Source organism: Pseudomonadota bacterium (assembly GCA_034189865.1).
Classification (GTDB): Bacteria; Pseudomonadota; Gammaproteobacteria; order UBA5335; family UBA5335; genus JAXHTV01.
This window is the reverse complement of the sequence record JAXHTV010000005.1, coordinates 71,725-88,573: the sequence shown is the minus strand read 5'-3', so window position 1 is coordinate 88,573 and position 16,849 is coordinate 71,725. Positions and strand designations below refer to the sequence as shown.

The following is a 16,849-nucleotide window of genomic DNA, read 5'->3' as shown; positions in this document are numbered from 1 at the left end:
CATGATCGAAACCGAAGCGAAAGTCGTGGCGGTGGAACCGGGCTATGTCTGGGTGGAAACCGAACGCAAAAGCGCCTGTGGCCACTGCGCCGAAGCGGCGCAGTGTGGCGTCTCGGCCATCGGCAAGCTGGTCGGTGGCGGGCCGGTTCGCATGCGCGTGCCGGATCCGGTGGGCGCCGAGGTCGATCAGACCCTGGTCCTGGGACTGTCCGAGGAAGCGTTGGTGGGCGCCGCCGCAGTCAGTTACATGGTGCCTCTGCTAGTGATGATCGGTGCGGTCGCGGTCAGCGTGCATTTCGGGGCAGGCGATGGAATCGCCTTTATGAGTGGTGTTGCGGGGCTGATTGCCGGGTTCTACGCGGTGCGCTGGCGCCTGAAACGTGGCTTGTCGGGGCCGACGTTTCAGCCGGTGATTTTGCGGTATCGGCGATCCGGTTGCGGCATGGGTTTAACGCGTGAGCTTACAGGAGATAGCCATGGGTGAAGCGCAGGCTTTGGTGGTGGAAGACGATCCGGTTCTAGATTCGGATTTCGGCAAGGAAATGGTTCGCCAAATGCGGGCCGTGGATACCTACGGGACTTACGACGATTGGTCGGCAGCCCGGATTCTGGCGCCGTTTGTGGTGACCAAGGAGATGCGCAAGGAAATCCCCATCATCGGCGATCCGGACGAAGTGACTCTGTCTCGGGTCAAGGCTTACTACAACGCCTTGGCGGCCACCATCGAAGCCCGTTGCGGGTTGATGGCGGTTCCCATGATTCAGTTGAGTCACGAGGGTTTCGGGCGGGCCTTGATTACCGTTGGCAAGCTGGTGGTGATCGACCGCACGCTCCGGGATGTGCATCGCTTCGGCTTTGCCGATCTGGAAAAAATGCGCAGCGAGGCGGAAAAGTGGGTGAACAAGGCCGTGGAGTTGATCGAAGCCTACCCGCAAGTGGCCGGTGAATAGGAGGGTGCGATGAGTCCGGATGAGTTGAAAGCACTGCAAAAAGCCGTCCGAAAAGCCAAGCGTATCGCCACCGAAAGGGCCAGCGAACTGCATGATTTGGTGGAGGACCGGCTGCCGGCGGCCTATGAAGAGCTTCCCGGGATTGCCGAGGCCACCTACGAGGCCTGTCGGGTCTGGGCCGATGCGAATGAAAAACTTCAAGCGGTGGAGGCCGATTCGGCGCCTGCCGAATCCGTCTGAGGAGGTATCGAGCCGTGAGTGTGATAACCGGTGTGACGCGAGGCGGCACGGCGTGGACGCCGGCCTTCGTGACCGCTTTGAACCAAAGTACCTGCATCGGCTGCGGCCGCTGCTACAAGGTGTGCCCGCGCGATGTGTTTGCGCTGGTGGAGCGCGAAGAAATCGACGACGAAGACGATGATTTCGACGATGATGACGATGTTTTTTCGGATGATGCGGCCATGGTGATGAATCTGGCCAACGCCCTGGACTGCATCGGCTGTCAGGCCTGCTCCCGCGTTTGTCCCAAAGACTGTTTGAGTCACGCTGCGGCTGAAGCGGCGGCGTGAGCGAGCCCGGAGAGCACTCATGCCGAGACCTCAAAAGCATGTTTTTGTCTGTACGCAGTCGCGTCCGCCCGGCCATCCCCGCGGTTCCTGCGGCAGCAAAGGTTGTGCGGCGGTGTACGAGGCGTTCTTGCAAACTCTTCAGCAACGCAACCTGTTCGCCACCATTCAGGTCACCGCGGCGGGCTGTCTCGGCCCCTGCGGCGAGGGGCCCAATGTGCTGGTCTACCCGGAGGGCGTGATGTACGCCCCGGTATCGGTGCCGGATGTCGCGGAGATTTTCGATGAGCATTTGACCGAGGATCGGGTGGTGGAGCGGCTGCTGATCGCGCCCGGATACTGGTGATGGCGGCTGCCGTGAAAGTGCTTTCCTGGCGCGAGGAGCGGGTGCGTTTCGGCGCCGATATTCCCGATGAGATTAACGCGCTGTTGCAAGTCGCGGCGGCCAACGCCCATGCCTTCGAGGCCAGTGAGCGGGCGCTGTTGCAGGCCCGCGCTCAAGCCCCGGATCAGTTGGAAGTGTTGATCGCACTCTACAAGCTGTATTTTTATCGCGGCTTTACCGAGCGCGCCGAGCAGATGGTTCACGAGGCCCTGACCCGGTCGGCAAAGGCCGGCGGGTTCGATTCCGATTGGCGCACGCTCGATGCTGCCAGCGCCGATTGGGCCGCCCTGGAAGGGCCTCCGCGTGTTTATCTCTATAGCCTCAAGGCGTTGTGTTTCATCCGTTTGCGGCAGAGCGATCAGGCCGGGGCGGTGGCGCTGATCGACGCCCTCCATCGTTTGGATCCCCAGGATCAGGTGGGGGTGACGGTGCTGGCGTCCTTGGCCGACGGTGTGGGTGAGAATTAAATTGAACGCGGATTGCGAGGTGGGACAATGACGCTTTGTGATGCCGAACTCAAAGTGCGCATGGCCGAGGTCGATCACCTGACCCGTGCCATCTGCGAACGGTTGGAGCACGAGGTTCACAAGTTGGGTTTTTCGGAGTCGGAGCGGTTCATCGCGTCGTACACCGAGGCCCATTGCCGTCTGGCGCGCGATCCGGCGACCGGGCGAGATGGCCTGGTGGGTGTCTGGCAAGATCCGCAAGGGTGCAAATGCGGGGAATTCATCGTCCACGCCGACGGCAGCTTTTTCGCCGAGTATGATGTGGTCCGGGTGCATCCCCGCGATCCGCGTTGGTTCGTCGAAGCGGTCACGGCCTGGGGCCGCGAGGCGCTGATCAAGTCCGAGCCGCGCCTGCTGCCGATTTCCGGCTAGTGCGACGGGGCATCGATACCACACGCCGGCTGGGGTCGAAACACGACAATGGCGGGTCGCTGGGCGCGGATATCGTGTCGCATTTCGCACAATCCGCGAAAGGGCAGGTCGGTGTGCTGCGATCGATTCCGATATGGATTCAAGGGGTTGCCGGCTTCTTATCCGCCGATGGTCTTTGGCACGGTTATTGGAAAGCTCAATACGAAACCGGACCGGCCGTGCCGAGGAAGCTTGCCGAATGGATGGTTTGAAACGCCCGATCCTGCTCTCGCTTTGCCTTTGTCTGTGGGCCGTGGCGCCCGTTCAGGCCCAGGTGCATGTCGCCGTCGCCAGTAACTTTCTCGCGCCAATGCGCGCTTTGGCGGAGGAGTTTCGGGCCGCCACCGGACAGCCGGTGGTCATCAGCGCCGGTTCCACCGGAAAACTCTATGCCCAGATCGTCAATGGTGCGCCGTACGATCTGTTCTACGCCGCCAGCGAGCGCGAACCGGCACGACTGGAGCAGGAAGGCCGGACCGTCGCCGGGTGCCGCTACACCTATGCGGTGGGGATTCTGGCGCTGTGGGCACCCTCGGGTGTGGCCGACGAACAAGATCCCCGACAGGCATTGGCCACCTCCAGCGGCCGGCTGGCCTTGGCCAACCCCAAAGTGGCGCCCTACGGCGCCGCGGCCGAGGCGGTGCTGACACGCTGGGGTCTTCGGGATGAGTTCAACAGCCGGATCATCCGCGGCGAGAATGTGGCCCAGGCCTATCAGTTCGCCGCCACCGGGAATGCGCAGTTCGCTTTCATCGCCCTGGCGCAGTTGGTTGTCGGCGCCGATGAGCCCCCTGGTCGGTACTGGGCTATCGCCGAACACAATCACGCCCCGATCCGGCAACAGGCGGTCATGCTGCAGCGGGCCGAAGGCAATGCCGACGCCCGGGCATTTTGGGACTACCTGCAATCCGAGGCCGCACGGGAGCGCATCACCCGTTTCGGTTACCGGATCGAGTAGACGGTGATGCCGGCCGACTCCGCATCCCTGTTCGAGCCGGTCTGGCTGAGTTTGCGGCTCTCGTCGGTGACGGTGGTGATCCTTTTAGCCATCGGCTTGCCGCTGGGGTGGTGGTTGGCCGTCACCCGCAGCCGATGGAAGACCCCTGTGGAGGCCGTCACCGCTCTGCCACTGGTGCTGCCGCCGTCGGTGTTGGGCTTTTATCTGCTGATTTTTATGGGCCCCGGGGGACCGGCCGGCGCCTTTTGGCACACCCTCACCGGCCATTCCCTGGCCTTCACCTTTGGCGGATTGGTGCTGGCATCGTGCGTGTATTCCATGCCCTTTGTGGTGCAGCCGTTGCAGGCGGCGTTCGAGACCCTGGACCGCCGCGCCGTGGAGGCCTCGTGGACCTTGGGCGCGTCCCGCTGGTTCACGTTTTGGGCGGTGATTTTGCCGCAGATCCGGCGGGGATTGCTCACGGCGATGGTGCTGGGGTTCGCCCATACCATGGGTGAGTTCGGCGTGGTCATGATGGTGGGCGGCAACATCCCCGGACACACCCAGGTGGTCTCGGTGGCCATCTACGAGCAGGTGGAGTTGCTGCAGTATGATCTCGCCGGGTTGCTGTCGGCTGCGCTTTTGGTGTTTTCCTTCGGGGTGCTGGTGGCGGTTTACAGTATGAACCGGCGCTGGTACGCGGAGCTGCGGGCATGAGCGGCATCCGGGCCAGTTTTGTTTTTCGCCGGAAGGGATTCGCTCTGGGTGTGCATTGCACCCTGCCCGATACGGGACTGACGGTATTGCTGGGACCGTCGGGCAGTGGCAAAACTACCCTGCTTCGGATTCTGGCGGGGTTGGAACAGCCCGATCAGGGTATGGTTCGGGTGGGCAACACCACCTGGTTCGACAGTCAGCGGGCGGTGAACCGGCCGGTGCAACAGCGCAGCGTCGGCGTGGTGTTTCAGGACTACGCCTTGTTCGGCCACATGACCGTGGCGGCCAATGTCGGCTTCCGCCTGCCCCGGCGCCGGCGCCGGCGATTGGTGGATAGCTGGCTGCAGCGCATGGATTTGGCCGGCCACGCCCGCCGCTATCCGCATCAGCTTTCCGGTGGCGAGCGCCAGCGCGTGGCCTTGGCGCGGGCACTGGTGCGGCAGCCGGACCTGCTGTTGTTGGACGAGCCGTTTTCCGCCGTGGATCTTCACCTGCGGCAGCGGTTGCGAGCCCAGTTGATGTCGACCCTGGCGGACTATCGACGGCCGGTGGTACTGGTGACCCACGATTTGGAAGAGGCGCGGCTGATGGCCGACCACATCGGGGTGATCGTCGACGGCCGAATCTGCCGCCTAGGACCGAAAGCAGAGGTCTTCGAGAATCCGGGCGACGTGGCGTCGGCGCGTGTGCTGGGTTGGCGGAATCTGTTGCCGGTGAGCGCGCTTGAGCCACCGTGGGTGCGCGGGTCTTGGGGTGAGTTGGCATTGCCGGCCCCGGCCCCGACCAGCCATTTGGGCATTCGTCCCGAACGCATCCGACTCGGCGCCGGCTCGGATGCCAACGCGCTGGGCGCGCGGGTGGTGAGTGTCCACGAGTTGGGGGCCTACCGTGAGTTGTGCTGCGAACTGGCGGATGGTTCCGCTATCTACGTCCACCGACATTGGGATGAACCCTTGCCGGCCCCCGGCAGCGCGGTGAATCTGCTGTTGCCGGGTCATCATGTGCGGCCCTTGTGTGATGCCTTTGCTGCGCCCGACGGCGCTGAACAAGGGGCCGAATCGGAGCCCTGCCCGCGTCTCCCCCAGGCCGTGTCGGCCACAGCGGGTTTGGCCATCCCGCCGCCCCGATATTCGGTTTAGCCACCCCGCAGCGATCCCGGATCAGGGCGCACCGTCCCGGTGCGCCGGAACGCCGGGTTCGGCGGTGAGTTCTTCCGGCCAACAGCCCACTGCAGGGCCCAGGTCACCGCCGGGTCGCTCGAATCTCACCAGATAGACCGCCTGATCGGGCGTCTGTTCCAGATGACCGGTATTCAACAGCACACCCCGGTTGCCGGCTCTGGCCAGCGGTGCATCGGGCGGCAGGGTTTCGAGACTGCCGTCGTTCAGGATGTCCACCGCGGCGAAAACCATGTCGCCGGGTTCCAGATCCGTCAATTGCATGGGTGAATCCTCCGGTTGGCTACAAATTGTGCCGTATCCCACGGTCGGCCCGCGTGAGAGAGGTGGGATTGTGCGGTTTGCGACACACCCGGTGGCGGGTTGCTCCGAAAAAAACCATTAAAAAACAGGGTTTAATGCTTTGTCTGCAGAGTGGCACAGGCTTTGCAAATTGCTTCCTAACGTCAAGGTGCAATTCACTTGCCAACCGAGGAGAACACCATGCTATCTCTGACTGAAAGCGCCCAGAAGGCGGTCCTTCGCTTTATTCGCGGAGCGGAAACACCCGTGGCGGGCTTGCGTATCGCCGTTGCCGGCGGTGGTTGTTCGGGTATGCAGTATTCCCTGGCCTTGGAGGCGACAAAGGCCGCCGAAGATACCGTGGTCGAATGCGGTGAGGTGAAGGTGCTGGTCGATCCGCAAAGTGCGGCGATGCTGCAAGGCGTCACTGTGGATTTTCTCGATTCGGTGGATGGCAGCGGCTTTAAGTTTATGAACCCGAACGCCAGCGCCAGTTGTGGTTGCGGTTCCTCATTCTCGGTTTAGGTTGACGCCGAAGTTTGGCCCGGAGGTGAAGCATGTGGGATTACTCGGAAACCGTTAAAGAGCATTTTTACAATCCCCGCAACGCAGGTGCCGTCGAAGGCGCCAATGCCATTGGCGATGTGGGTTCGATCAGCTGTGGCGACGCCCTGCGGTTGTCGCTCAAGGTGAATGCGGAAACGGAAATTATTGAAGATGCGGGCTTTCAGACCTTCGGTTGCGGTTCCGCCATCGCCTCGTCTTCGGCGCTGACCGAGATGATCAAGGGCATGACGCTGGATCGCGCGTTGCAAGTGACCAATCAGGATATCGCCGATTACCTCGAGGGTTTGCCGCCGGAGAAAATGCACTGTTCGGTCATGGGCCGCGAGGCGCTGGAGGCAGCGGTGGCGAACTACCGCGGCGAGGTGTGGAGCGATGATCACGAAGAGGGTGCATTGGTCTGCAAGTGCTTCGCCATCGATGCGGTGAAAATCGAGGAAACCATTCGCGCCAATCAGCTTAAAACGGTCGAAGACGTCACCAACTACACCAAGGCCGGTGGCGGATGCGCCGCCTGTCACGAGGGCATCGAAGAAATCCTGATCCAGGTGTTGGCCGAGGTGGGTGAGAGTTTCGATCCGGCGGTTGCCGGACAGCCCTTACCCCAGGTGGCCGAGGCGGCGCAGAGCAAGAAAAAGCCGTTGACCAATCTTCAGAAGATTCGGCGGATCGAGATGGTGATCGAGTCCATTCGTCCTCAGCTGCAACAGGACAACGGCGATGTGGAGTTGGTGGATGTGGTGGGCAATACCGTGTATCTGCGCATGATCGGCGCCTGCAACGGTTGCCAGATCGCATCGGCCACGTTAGGCGGAATTCAGCAGCGCATCATCGAAGAGCTGGGTGAGTTCTTTAAAGTCGCGCCGGAGACCGAGCTGGCGCTGTTGGAAGCGGAGGGTTGAGCCGTGGCGGGTATTTACCTCGACAATAACGCCACCACCCAGGTAGACACTTCGGTGGTGGAGGCCATGCTGCCGTACTTCACCGAACAGTTCGGCAATCCATCTTCCATTCATGCTTTCGGCAACAAGGTGGGTTTCGCCCTCAAAAAGGCACGCAAACAGGTTCAAGGTCTGCTGGGCGCCGAGCACGACTCGGAGATCATTTTCACTTCCTGCGGGACCGAGTCGGACTCCACGGCCATTCTTTCCGCGCTGAAGGCGCAGCCGGAACGCAAAGAGATCATCACCACGGTGGTGGAGCATCCGGCGGTACTCAGCCTTTGCGAGTACCTGGAGAAGGACGGCTATACGGTTCACTACCTCACGGTGGATTCGAAAGGGCGGCTGGATCTGGATGCCTACCGCGACTTGCTCAGCGATCGGGTTGCCGTGGTGTCGGTAATGTGGGCCAACAACGAGACCGGCACGCTGTTTCCGGTGCTGGAGATGGCCGAGATGGCCCACGCCGCCGGCGTGATGTTCCATACCGACGCCGTCCAGGCCGTGGGTAAAATCCCCATCTCCCTCAAGGACAGCAAAATCGACATGCTGTCCTTGTCCGGTCACAAGCTGCATGCGCCCAAGGGCATCGGGGTGTTGTATCTACGCCGCGGCGTTCGGTTTCGGCCGCTTTTGCGCGGCGGTCATCAGGAACGGGGACGGCGCGCGGGCACGGAAAATGCGGCCTCCATCGTCGGGCTGGGGAAAGCGGCCGAACTGGCGCTGGAACATCTGGACTACGAAAACACTCAGGTGGCGGCGCTCCGGGATCAGCTGGAGCGGGGAATTCTCGATGCGGTGTCGTATGCCTTCGTCACCGGCGATCCGGCCAATCGCCTGCCCAATACCTGCAACATCGCCTTCGAGTATATCGAGGGGGAAGCCATTTTGATGATGCTCAACAAACAGGGCATCGCCGCATCCAGTGGTTCGGCTTGCACCTCCGGCTCACTGGAGCCGTCGCACGTGATGCGTGCGATGGATATTCCCTATACCGCCGCCCATGGCTCAGTGAGGTTTTCGCTGTCGCGTTACAACACGGCCGAAGAGATCGACCGGGTGATCGAGGCGGTGCCGCCTATCGTGGCCAAGCTGCGTAAGCTCTCTCCCTACTGGGATCAGGATGGGCCGCTTGCGGAGCCGGAAAAAGCCTTTGCACCGACCTATGCGTGAGATTTCGGCACCCTATGAGATCGGGTGATTCGGATGCTCCAAGGTGCGATACACCGACCTTGCGTTTGCCACCTTCTCCAGGTGGCTTTTTTTTGTCGTTAGCCGCACAAGTGCGTTTGCGGATGTTGTGAGGATTGCGACAATGTGTTCCTTTGCGCGAATCCTATTTCATTGTTTTTGAAGAAATTTATAGTTTGGTACGCCGGTTGCATAGCGAGGGGTAACTGATTGTGGAGTCCTTGCCATGGACCAAACCAAGCTGATTGTTGTCGACGACACCACCCTGCGCGATGGCGAGCAGACTGCCGGTGTGGCTTTCTCCGCTGAGGAGAAACTTTGTATCGCCCGGGGGCTCGACGAGCTCGGTGTGCCGGAGCTGGAAATCGGCATTCCGGCCATGGGGCCGGAAGAGCGGGAGACCATCCGGGACATCGTTGCCCAGGGCCTTAAGGCGCGACTGTTGGTGTGGGCGCGCATGCGAGAGGACGACCGGTTTCATTGCCACGATCTGGGTGTGGACATGGTGGATCTGTCGGTGCCGGTGTCCGATCAGCAGATACACAACAAGCTGGGCAAGAGCCGCGCTTGGGTTCTGGGCGAGATTCAGCGCCAAGTGCCGGCGGCGCTGGATATGGGGCTGGCCGTGTGTGTGGGCGGTGAGGACGCCTCGCGGGCCGATCCGGAATTCCTGCTGCAGGTGGTGGAGCAGGCTCAGCGGGCAGGCGCGCAGCGCTTTCGCTTCGCCGACACCCTCGGGGTGCTGGAACCGTTCGGCACCGTGGCGCGCATTGGACAGTTGCGACAAGCCTGCGACCTGGAGTTGGAGATTCACGCCCACGATGACTTGGGATTGGCCACTGCCAACACGCTGGCGGCGGTCATGGGTGGGGCGACCCACGTCAACACCACCGTTCACGGTTTGGGCGAGCGTGCCGGCAATGCGCCGATGGAAGAGGTGGTGATGGCGCTGAAACACCTTCACGGCCTTGAGGCGGGGATCGATCTGCGACAGTTCGACCGCTTGTCGGCCTTGGTCGCCCAGGCTTCCGGACGACCGGTGGCCTGGCAGAAAAGCCTCATTGGCGAGGGTGCCTTTACCCACGAAGCCGGTATTCATGTCGACGGTTTGTTGAAAGATCCCCGGAACTATCAGGCGATCGATCCCGCCGAAGTGGGCCGCAGCCATCGCATGGTATTGGGTAAACACTCCGGTACCAGCGCCGTCCGGCATGCCTATCTGGAGTTGGGGTTGCAGCTCACGGATCTTCAAGCGCAATGGCTGCTGCAACAAATCCGCTCTCACGTCACCCGGACCAAGCTGCCGCCCGGGCGCGCGGACTTGGAGCAGTTCTATGCCCACTGGGCCGCCCATGGGGCGGCCGCAGCAGTGGAGTCGGAGTGGGCCGCGGCCCACTGAGGTTCGGAGATATGGCTGCGATAATTCGCGATGAGGAACGAAAAGCTACCCATCCGCCGGGGTTCTGGGGGCAATTGCGGGAAGACGTGGGCTGCGTGTTCGAACGTGATCCAGCCGCGCGGGATCGACTGGACGTATTGACCACCTACCCGGGCGTGCACGCGCTGCTGATCCACCGTTTGGCCCACCGGCTCTGGCGTCGCAAACGCTTCTACCCCGCCCGTTTGCTGTCTTACATCGCCCGAATTTGGACCAACATCGACATTCATCCCGGCGCGCGGATCGGGCGGCGGCTGTTTATCGACCACGGGGCCGGGGTGGTGATCGGCGAGACCGCCGAGTTGGGCGACGATGTGACGCTCTACCACGGCGTCACCTTGGGCGGCACGTCCTGGCGCCAGGGCAAACGCCACCCCACCCTCGGCCATGGCGCGGTGGTGGGTGCCGGCGCCAAGATCCTGGGACCCATTCAACTGGGCGAGGGCGTCAAGGTCGGCGCCAACTCGGTGGTGATCAAGGACGTTCCGGCTCACCGCACGGTGGTGGGAATTCCGGGGAAGGTGGTGCAAAGCACCGTTTCGCCGGAGCTCAATCCGTACGGGGTGGACTTGAACCACCATTTGATTCCGGATCCGGTGGCGGGTGCGATTTCCTGCCTGCTCGAGCGCATCCGGGTGTTGGAACAGCATCTGACCGGTGCCGATGGTGAGCGGATCGCCGTCTCTTCGCCCGAGGACTGCGTGGATTGCGAGGCCCGGGATGTGTGTGAAACCGAACCGCTGATGATGGGGGCGGAAACGCCCGATCGGAGTTGAGGACAAGATCGATGGATTTTCTGGATTTTGAAGGCGAAGACCTGTACTTCGACGCCCCCCTGTCAGGGGAACTCGAACAGCTGTTGCAGCAGGCGGCAGACGCTTACCCGGCCCGGGATAGCGAAAGCCTGCTGCTGCGGAGTTATTTTCTGGAGCCGGAGAACCTGACGGTGCTGGTGGCTTTGTATCGTTACTACTACTACCAGCACCGCTATGACGACGCCTTGATGGTCTCGGAGCGGGCACTGAACGCTGCGGGGCGGATGCTGGGATTCGACGATGGTTGGCGGGCGCTGCGCCTGCGGGAGCTGGGTTACGGGGTGATGGTCTCCATGGGTCTGACGCGGTTTTATTTGCTGGCGCTCAAGGCATCGGCGTTTCTCTTGCTGCGGATCGACGACCCCGACCGGGCACGCGAGCGGCTGGACAAATTGGAAGAGCTCGATCCGAACGACCAGTTCCGTTCCCACTTTCTGCGGGAGTTGAGCGCGCGGGGGCAGGCCGACGATCGAGCGCTCCATCCGGTGCCGGAGGATGCCGCCGGCGTGGTGAGCATGAGCTACTGAATCCACCGAGGGCCGAGACGATGGAACAGCGTGATCTGGCGATGGACTTGGATGAGTTGAGCAGTGCCGAGGATTTTCTGGACTACTTCGGTATTGATTACGACCCCGCGGTGGTGCATGTGAATCGCCTGCACATTCTGCAGCGTTTTCACGACTACGTGGCGGCGGTGGGCGACGAACCGATGAGTGATGATCTGCGCTTCGAGCAGCACGCCGATTTGCTGCGGCGCGCCTACGATGACTTCGTCTGCTCCGATGCCCTGACCGAGAAGGTGTTCAAGGTCTTTCACGATCAGCAGTCCAAACAGGCGTTCGTGCCCATCACTCAGCTGAAATCGCCGAGGTCATGAAAACCCGTTTCGTCGCTGGCAGCCAGGTTCGGGTCATCCGTAACGTGCGCAATGATGGCACCTTTCCCGGCTCCGAGGTGGGTGAGCTTCTGGTTCGCCGGGGCGAGATGGGTTATGTCCGCGATGTGGGCACGTTTCTGCAGGACCAGATCATCTACTCGGTGCATTTTGTAGAGCGCGATCGCTTGGTGGGCTGCCGGGAAGAAGAACTGATCGGCGGTGACGAGCCGTGGGTGCCCAGCCGGTTCGAGTTCCGCGACAAGGTTTGCAGCACCAAACGACTGGCTGTTCGCGGTGAAACGGTGGCCGAACAGGGTGCGATGGGCGAAATACTCAAAGTACTGCGGGACGATCCGCACAACGTGCAGTACCACGTGCGCTTTCCCGGACGAACCCTGCAGGTGCCCGAGTCGGCATTAGAAGCGGCGCCTTGTGCGTCGGGCGAGGCCGACGAGCCGCCGGTCTCCCAGGGGCGAAACGAGGCGTTGCGCCATGCTACCCGCTCGTAAGCCCGTTTCCCGGCCGCCGGAGTATGCGTATCACTTATTGCGCGGCGCCCTTGAGTGCTTTTCCAAAATTCCCACCCAGCTCAGTGACAGCCAGCTTCAGGAAGCGGTACGCCGGGCGGATCAGACATTCGCGACTGAATCGTTGGTGCTCACGGCGCCCGAGGCCCGCGATGTGGTCATTCCCGAGTCCCGGTTGGATCAAGCTGTGGCCGAAGTGGCGAGCCGCTACGCTGGCCGCGAAGCGTTTCTGAACGATTTGGACCAAAACTCACTGAGCGAATCGACCCTGCGCCGCGCCTTGCGGCGGGAGCTGGTATTCGATGCCGTGATGAACCGCATTGGTGCCCGTCGCCCCGAGATCAGTGATCTGGATGTGCAGATTTTCTACGAACTGCATCAGGATCGCTATGTCCGCCCGGAGCGGCGGGTGGCGCGCCACCTGTTGGTGACCGTTAATCCTGCGTTCTCGGAAAACACCCCGGAAGTGGCGCGCGATCGAATCGAACGCTGGGCCAGCCGCGTACGGCGCGATCCGCGCTGCTTTGCCGCGCTGGCGCAGCAGCACTCGGAATGTCCCAGCGCGCTGGAAGGGGGGCTTTTGGGGGCGGTGGAACGGGGCACCCTCTACCCGGAACTGGATCGGGCATTGTTTCGCTTGCGTGCCGGTGAGGTCAGCGATGTGGTGGAGACAGAAATGGGCTATCACATTGTACGCTGCGAGAAGATCGAAACGGCACAGTCTATCCCGCTGACGGAGGTGAGGCAGCAGATTCGCCAGGTGCTGGACCGGCGCAGCCGCCGGGTTTGCCAAAAGGCGTGGTTAAAAACATTAAGAGGACCGACCCATGACCGGTAAGAAAGCCATTCATTGTTCGTTCTGCGCCACCGAGCAAAGCGCCGAGGTACCGCTGATCGCGGGATTGGACGGCCACATCTGCGAATCCTGTGTGCGGCTGGCGAACCAAGTGGTCAGCAGTTGGGGGCGTCGCCGCGCCACCGCCATGCCGGTGAATAAGCCGCCCATTCCCAGCGAGATCAAGCGGCTGCTGGATCAGTATGTGATCGGGCAGGAAAATGCCAAGGAAACCCTGTCGGTCGCGGTTTACAACCATTACAAGCGGTTGGTTTCGGAAAGCGAAAGCGATGGCATGGGGATGGCGGCCGATCGAGTGGAAATAGATAAATCCAATATCCTCTTGCTGGGACCGTCAGGCACGGGGAAAACACTGATTGCCAGCACCCTGGCCCGAATCGTCGGCGTGCCGTTCGTGGTGGTGGACGCCACCACCCTGACCCAGGCGGGCTACGTGGGCGACGATGTGGAGTCCATCCTGCTGCGCTTGCTGGATGCCGCAGATGGCGACGCCACACTGGCGCAGTGGGGGATTGTCTATCTGGACGAGGTCGACAAGCTGGCACGGCGGGGCGATTTGTCTCACGGCTTGCGGGACGTGTCCGGCGAGGGCGTACAACAGGCCCTGCTCAAACTGGTGGAGGGGACGCAGGTCAAACTGGCTGATAAAGGTCGCCGCAAGGACAGCGCTGAGCGGGTGGTGCTCGATACCCGCAACATTCTGTTTATCGCCGGCGGGGCGTTTGCCGGTCTTGAAAAGGTGATGGAAACCCGTCGTCAACCCCAAAGCCATGGGATCGGCTTCGGCGCCTCCTTGCCGGAGGTGCAGGAGCAGGCGCCCGGCGGCGATCGATTCGATGATGTTCACCCGGAAGATCTCAAGCATTTCGGGTTGATACCGGAGTTTATCGGTCGCTTCCCCATTATCACCGCGCTGGAGCCTTTGGATGTCGCCGCGTTGGTTCGTATCCTCGTGGAGCCGAAAAACGCCGTTATCCGTCAGTTCCAGCAGTTGTTCCGCTACGATCAGGTGGATTTGCAGTTCGATCCCGATGCGCTGGAGGCCGTTGCCGAGCAGGCCTTGGCACGGGGCACCGGTGCCCGGGGATTGCGGGGTGTCCTCGAAGGCCTTCTGGAGCGCACCATGTTCGAATTGCCGTCGCGGCCTGGAGTGGTGCGCTGCCGTGTGAACAAAGCCGCGGTAGACGGCGAGGGCGAGGTGATGCTGGAGGGCGCGGATGATGCGGTGGGCGAGCCGCTGGAAGAGCGTGCCGGTTGAACCGCTTTGTGCTTACGGGTGCGCGGGGCAGCGTTCAGCCGCAACGAATCAACGCGCCCAGTAAAACCCCGGCACCGAGTACGAACGCCAGGATCATCTCAGTCCGCTGATGACTCTTTCGACGGGAGCGGTAGCCGTGGGTCAACAGGGCGAGTGCGAACAGCACCAGGACAACACATTCCGATCTGACCACGACACACTCGAGCTGAAGCGGGTTCACATCCCCCGCCGATATGGCGCGGGTGGACACTGAGCAGTCTACCGCAATCGGGGGCTGGGCTGCGCCGATGCGGCGTTTTCGTGACGATGGGTCGACGGCACGAGCGCGCGGCCCCATTTAATACCCGACCCGCTTACCGGGTCCCGGGGGCGGGTCGGGCGGTTTAACCGGACGCTAAATGCCCAGGGTCGCTTGGCGCGTATGACGCTTGGGGAGGCCGAAGCCCGCTCCCAGAATCACCAGGGCGAGTCCCGCGTGTAGCCATTTGTCCGCTTCGTTGATGTGGACAAGGCCCAGCAGCAAGTGGCCGTTCAGCAAAAAACCCAGCACGGTGACGCCGACGTAAGCCAGCCCCACGGCCTGGACGGTGGTTCTTGCCGTGGCCTCGGACCCAAACGCGGCGGTTATAAAGACCAACGCGGTGCCGATGTGTACGAGGTTGTGGGCAAGGTTTACCTCAAAAATCCCCTCCGGGGCGACGAGGGGATTGGGCACGAAGCCCAATAGCCCGGCACCGAGAAACGCGATACCGAAGGCGATGCAGAGATGTTTACTGGTGATGTGGCTCATGGTGTTGTTCCTCGTTGAAATGATAAAGATCAGTGCGGCAGCTGGTTTTCAGTCCCTATCGCGGAGGGTCCGTTGTGGGCCTGGCCACGGTGGGGCGGTTTGCCGGCGGACGGCCACAGCGTGCCTACTCGGCTTGAAGGATCGGTAGATAGAACTTGGTGAAAACCATGTCCGTGGCGTTGGCAATATGACATCCGGCGCAAGCGTCCTTCGGGGCGGCCGGAGCCGTTTCGGCATACGGTGGGGCGTGGTGCCCGAAGTTGAAAAACCCCCAGCCGTTGGTCTCTTTGAATTGCTTGCTGTCTTTGACCGAGATATCGATTCCGTTGCGATTACCCGGGAAATAGCCGCGGCCTGAAGCCTCCAGCCGGGAACCGTTGGGGTCATCTCCCGCCACGGTTAGCTGCAGCTCTTTCACCAAGATGGTGCCTTCGGGAAACGTCCCCGTTTCGCGATATGCCCGGTACGCATGGGGTTGAACGTACACGTTATGGAACTCGGGAAATCCGGCATTGCCATCGTTGAGTGCGTTAGGGGTGAGTGGAGCACCGAGAAATACCCATGTCCGGAAGTCTCTTGGGAGTACAAGTTCGCCGTCCGCTGTCCATTGAGGCTCGTAGTCGGCTGCCGGTTCTCCCTGCGCGGTGGTGGTGAATCCAAGTGTGGCGCCGACGATAAATGCGGCGGCTGCGCCGATCATTGTCCGTTTGATCGCGCTCAAGCCATTCGTCTGTAGATCGTTTTCCGGTTGGGTCGGTATCGGTGTTGTCGCGTGGCATGGATAGCGATCGCGGATCTGCGAACTGAGATGTTTCATGGCGGTTCTCCTGGTAGAGGTTTCGGTGCGACTTCCCTTTGTGTCGCCAGCGGTTCGATGGTGTTGTCTGGCAAATAAACGATACAGATCGGTATCGTTAAGCGGGAAAAATAGACAGGTCTGTATCGATTGTCAAGGCGGAGAGACGAAATTCTGTGTGAAATTCGTGTTAATATGGCGTCTTTCGGGATCTTGCGCAGGTTGTGTGCGCTAGGATTCGATCTTCTTGAAATGTACAGATGGGTATTTTTTGGGGTCGCTGAGTGAAACGAGAGGAAAAGCGGGAGCATCTGTTGGCGGTGGCGACCGAACTATTCAACCGCTTGGGCTATCACGCCGCGGGCGTGGATCGGGTCATTGCCGAGGCCGGAATCGCCAAGACCACGCTATACCGCCATTTCGGCTCCAAAGAGGGGCTGATTGTCGCCGTACTGCAGCGAATCGATCAGCAGGGTCGGGACGACATGCGCCGCGTTGTGGATGCAACGACCCGGGATCCCCAACAGAAACTTCTGGCGACTTTCGATTACCTGGAAGGCTGGTTTAAGAGCCGGTCCTTTTACGGGTGTCCGTTTATCAGCGCGGTCGGCGAGCATGGCGATCGGCGAAATCCGGTCTATCAGGAAGCGCTGTTGCACAAGCGGTTGGTGATTGCCTATTTCGAAGAACTCGCCCGAGCGGCCGAATTGGCGGACCCGGCGCGGGTCGCTGAAGAGATTAATTTACTGCATGAAGGAGCGACGGCCGTGGCCCATGTCACCGGCGACCATTCCGCCGCGGCCAAAGCCAAAGCGGTGGCCGTACGGATTATCGAAGATGCGGCTCCGGCGTGATTCAACCGGC

The 16,849-nt window shown here is 61.5% G+C and carries 25 protein-coding genes; 21 read left to right on the top strand and 4 right to left on the bottom strand.

Going from position 1 to position 16,849, the window contains the following annotated elements; all coding sequences use genetic code 11:
• The first annotated feature begins 1 nt into the window (after window position 1).
• The 10 genes from SVU69_04250 (at window position 2) to SVU69_04205 (ending at window position 5,611) form a co-directional block, all read left to right on the top strand.
• Window positions 2-484: a SoxR reducing system RseC family protein gene (locus SVU69_04250; protein MDY6942205.1), complete on the top strand. Its 483-nt coding sequence runs from the start codon at window positions 2-4 to the stop codon at window positions 482-484.
• Entirely contained in the window at window positions 477-950 is a 474-nt protein-coding gene (locus SVU69_04245; GenBank protein ID MDY6942204.1) for a NifX-associated nitrogen fixation protein, read from the top strand. Before SVU69_04250 ends, SVU69_04245 begins: the two co-directional genes overlap by 8 nt.
• Before the next feature lie 9 nt (window positions 951-959).
• Entirely contained in the window at window positions 960-1,190 is a 231-nt protein-coding gene (locus SVU69_04240; protein ID MDY6942203.1) for a CCE_0567 family metalloprotein, read from the top strand.
• Window positions 1,191-1,204: 14 nt separating this feature from the next.
• Window positions 1,205-1,519: a ferredoxin III, nif-specific gene (fdxB, locus tag SVU69_04235; protein ID MDY6942202.1), complete on the top strand. Its 315-nt coding sequence runs from the start codon at window positions 1,205-1,207 to the stop codon at window positions 1,517-1,519.
• Window positions 1,520-1,538: 19 nt separating this feature from the next.
• Window positions 1,539-1,862 (top strand): (2Fe-2S) ferredoxin domain-containing protein, encoded by a 324-nt coding sequence (locus tag SVU69_04230; GenBank protein MDY6942201.1) that lies wholly within the window; start codon window positions 1,539-1,541, stop codon window positions 1,860-1,862.
• Window positions 1,862-2,368 (top strand): hypothetical protein, encoded by a 507-nt coding sequence (locus SVU69_04225; protein ID MDY6942200.1) that lies wholly within the window; start codon window positions 1,862-1,864, stop codon window positions 2,366-2,368. Before SVU69_04230 ends, SVU69_04225 begins: the two co-directional genes overlap by 1 nt.
• A 27-nt stretch (window positions 2,369-2,395) precedes the next feature.
• Complete coding sequence (locus tag SVU69_04220) at window positions 2,396-2,779, top strand: hypothetical protein (GenBank protein ID MDY6942199.1); 384 nt, start codon at window positions 2,396-2,398, stop codon at window positions 2,777-2,779.
• A gap of 238 nt (window positions 2,780-3,017) precedes the next feature.
• Window positions 3,018-3,776, top strand: a complete 759-nt coding sequence (modA, locus tag SVU69_04215) for a molybdate ABC transporter substrate-binding protein (GenBank protein MDY6942198.1) — start codon at window positions 3,018-3,020, stop codon at window positions 3,774-3,776.
• 6 nt (window positions 3,777-3,782) lie between these two features.
• On the top strand, window positions 3,783-4,472 hold the full coding sequence (gene modB / locus SVU69_04210) for a molybdate ABC transporter permease subunit (GenBank protein MDY6942197.1): 690 nt from the start codon (window positions 3,783-3,785) through the stop codon (window positions 4,470-4,472).
• A complete protein-coding gene (locus tag SVU69_04205) occupies window positions 4,469-5,611 on the top strand; it encodes an ABC transporter ATP-binding protein (GenBank protein ID MDY6942196.1) in 1,143 nt (380 codons plus the stop codon). The genes modB and SVU69_04205 overlap by 4 nt, the downstream gene beginning before the upstream one ends.
• Before the next feature lie 21 nt (window positions 5,612-5,632).
• Here SVU69_04205 and SVU69_04200 read toward each other — a convergent pair whose 3' ends face one another.
• Window positions 5,633-5,914 (bottom strand): nitrogen fixation protein NifZ, encoded by a 282-nt coding sequence (locus SVU69_04200; GenBank protein ID MDY6942195.1) that lies wholly within the window; start codon window positions 5,912-5,914, stop codon window positions 5,633-5,635.
• 219 nt (window positions 5,915-6,133) lie between these two features.
• Here SVU69_04200 and SVU69_04195 point away from each other — a divergent pair, with 219 nt between their 5' ends.
• From SVU69_04195 to clpX, 10 genes are all read left to right on the top strand, one after another.
• Complete coding sequence (locus tag SVU69_04195; GenBank protein MDY6942194.1) at window positions 6,134-6,457, top strand: iron-sulfur cluster assembly accessory protein; 324 nt, start codon at window positions 6,134-6,136, stop codon at window positions 6,455-6,457.
• Window positions 6,458-6,489: 32 nt separating this feature from the next.
• Complete coding sequence (nifU, locus tag SVU69_04190) at window positions 6,490-7,398, top strand: Fe-S cluster assembly protein NifU (protein MDY6942193.1); 909 nt, start codon at window positions 6,490-6,492, stop codon at window positions 7,396-7,398.
• Window positions 7,399-7,401: 3 nt separating this feature from the next.
• A complete protein-coding gene (gene nifS, locus SVU69_04185) occupies window positions 7,402-8,610 on the top strand; it encodes a cysteine desulfurase NifS (GenBank protein ID MDY6942192.1) in 1,209 nt (402 codons plus the stop codon).
• A 244-nt stretch (window positions 8,611-8,854) separates the two neighbouring features.
• Window positions 8,855-10,027, top strand: a complete 1,173-nt coding sequence (gene nifV / locus SVU69_04180; protein MDY6942191.1) for a homocitrate synthase — start codon at window positions 8,855-8,857, stop codon at window positions 10,025-10,027.
• An 11-nt stretch (window positions 10,028-10,038) separates the two neighbouring features.
• Window positions 10,039-10,842 carry a serine O-acetyltransferase gene (cysE, locus tag SVU69_04175; GenBank protein ID MDY6942190.1) on the top strand — a complete coding sequence of 268 codons (804 nt, stop codon included), beginning with the start codon at window positions 10,039-10,041 and terminating at the stop codon, window positions 10,840-10,842.
• A gap of 11 nt (window positions 10,843-10,853) precedes the next feature.
• Window positions 10,854-11,408 carry a hypothetical protein gene (locus SVU69_04170; protein ID MDY6942189.1) on the top strand — a complete coding sequence of 185 codons (555 nt, stop codon included), beginning with the start codon at window positions 10,854-10,856 and terminating at the stop codon, window positions 11,406-11,408.
• 20 nt (window positions 11,409-11,428) lie between these two features.
• Window positions 11,429-11,758 (top strand): nitrogenase-stabilizing/protective protein NifW, encoded by a 330-nt coding sequence (locus SVU69_04165; protein MDY6942188.1) that lies wholly within the window; start codon window positions 11,429-11,431, stop codon window positions 11,756-11,758.
• A complete protein-coding gene (locus SVU69_04160; protein ID MDY6942187.1) occupies window positions 11,755-12,267 on the top strand; it encodes a nitrogen fixation protein NifZ in 513 nt (170 codons plus the stop codon). The genes SVU69_04165 and SVU69_04160 overlap by 4 nt, the downstream gene beginning before the upstream one ends.
• A complete protein-coding gene (gene nifM / locus SVU69_04155; GenBank protein MDY6942186.1) occupies window positions 12,251-13,123 on the top strand; it encodes a nitrogen fixation protein NifM in 873 nt (290 codons plus the stop codon). Before SVU69_04160 ends, nifM begins: the two co-directional genes overlap by 17 nt.
• Window positions 13,113-14,399: an ATP-dependent Clp protease ATP-binding subunit ClpX gene (gene clpX, locus SVU69_04150; GenBank protein ID MDY6942185.1), complete on the top strand. Its 1,287-nt coding sequence runs from the start codon at window positions 13,113-13,115 to the stop codon at window positions 14,397-14,399. Before nifM ends, clpX begins: the two co-directional genes overlap by 11 nt.
• 34 nt (window positions 14,400-14,433) lie before the next feature.
• On the opposite strand, the gene SVU69_04145 is transcribed toward clpX, so the two are convergent.
• The 3 genes from SVU69_04145 to SVU69_04135 all read right to left on the bottom strand — a co-directional run bounded on the left by SVU69_04145 (window position 14,434) and on the right by SVU69_04135 (window position 16,006).
• Complete coding sequence (locus tag SVU69_04145; protein MDY6942184.1) at window positions 14,434-14,592, bottom strand: hypothetical protein; 159 nt, start codon at window positions 14,590-14,592, stop codon at window positions 14,434-14,436.
• A gap of 201 nt (window positions 14,593-14,793) precedes the next feature.
• Window positions 14,794-15,189: a DUF4383 domain-containing protein gene (locus SVU69_04140; GenBank protein ID MDY6942183.1), complete on the bottom strand. Its 396-nt coding sequence runs from the start codon at window positions 15,187-15,189 to the stop codon at window positions 14,794-14,796.
• A gap of 124 nt (window positions 15,190-15,313) precedes the next feature.
• Entirely contained in the window at window positions 15,314-16,006 is a 693-nt protein-coding gene (locus SVU69_04135; protein ID MDY6942182.1) for a cytochrome P460 family protein, read from the bottom strand.
• Window positions 16,007-16,269: 263 nt separating this feature from the next.
• Between SVU69_04135 and SVU69_04130 the strand changes: the two genes are divergently transcribed.
• Window positions 16,270-16,839, top strand: a complete 570-nt coding sequence (locus SVU69_04130; GenBank protein MDY6942181.1) for a TetR/AcrR family transcriptional regulator — start codon at window positions 16,270-16,272, stop codon at window positions 16,837-16,839.
• Window positions 16,840-16,849 lie beyond the last annotated feature (10 nt).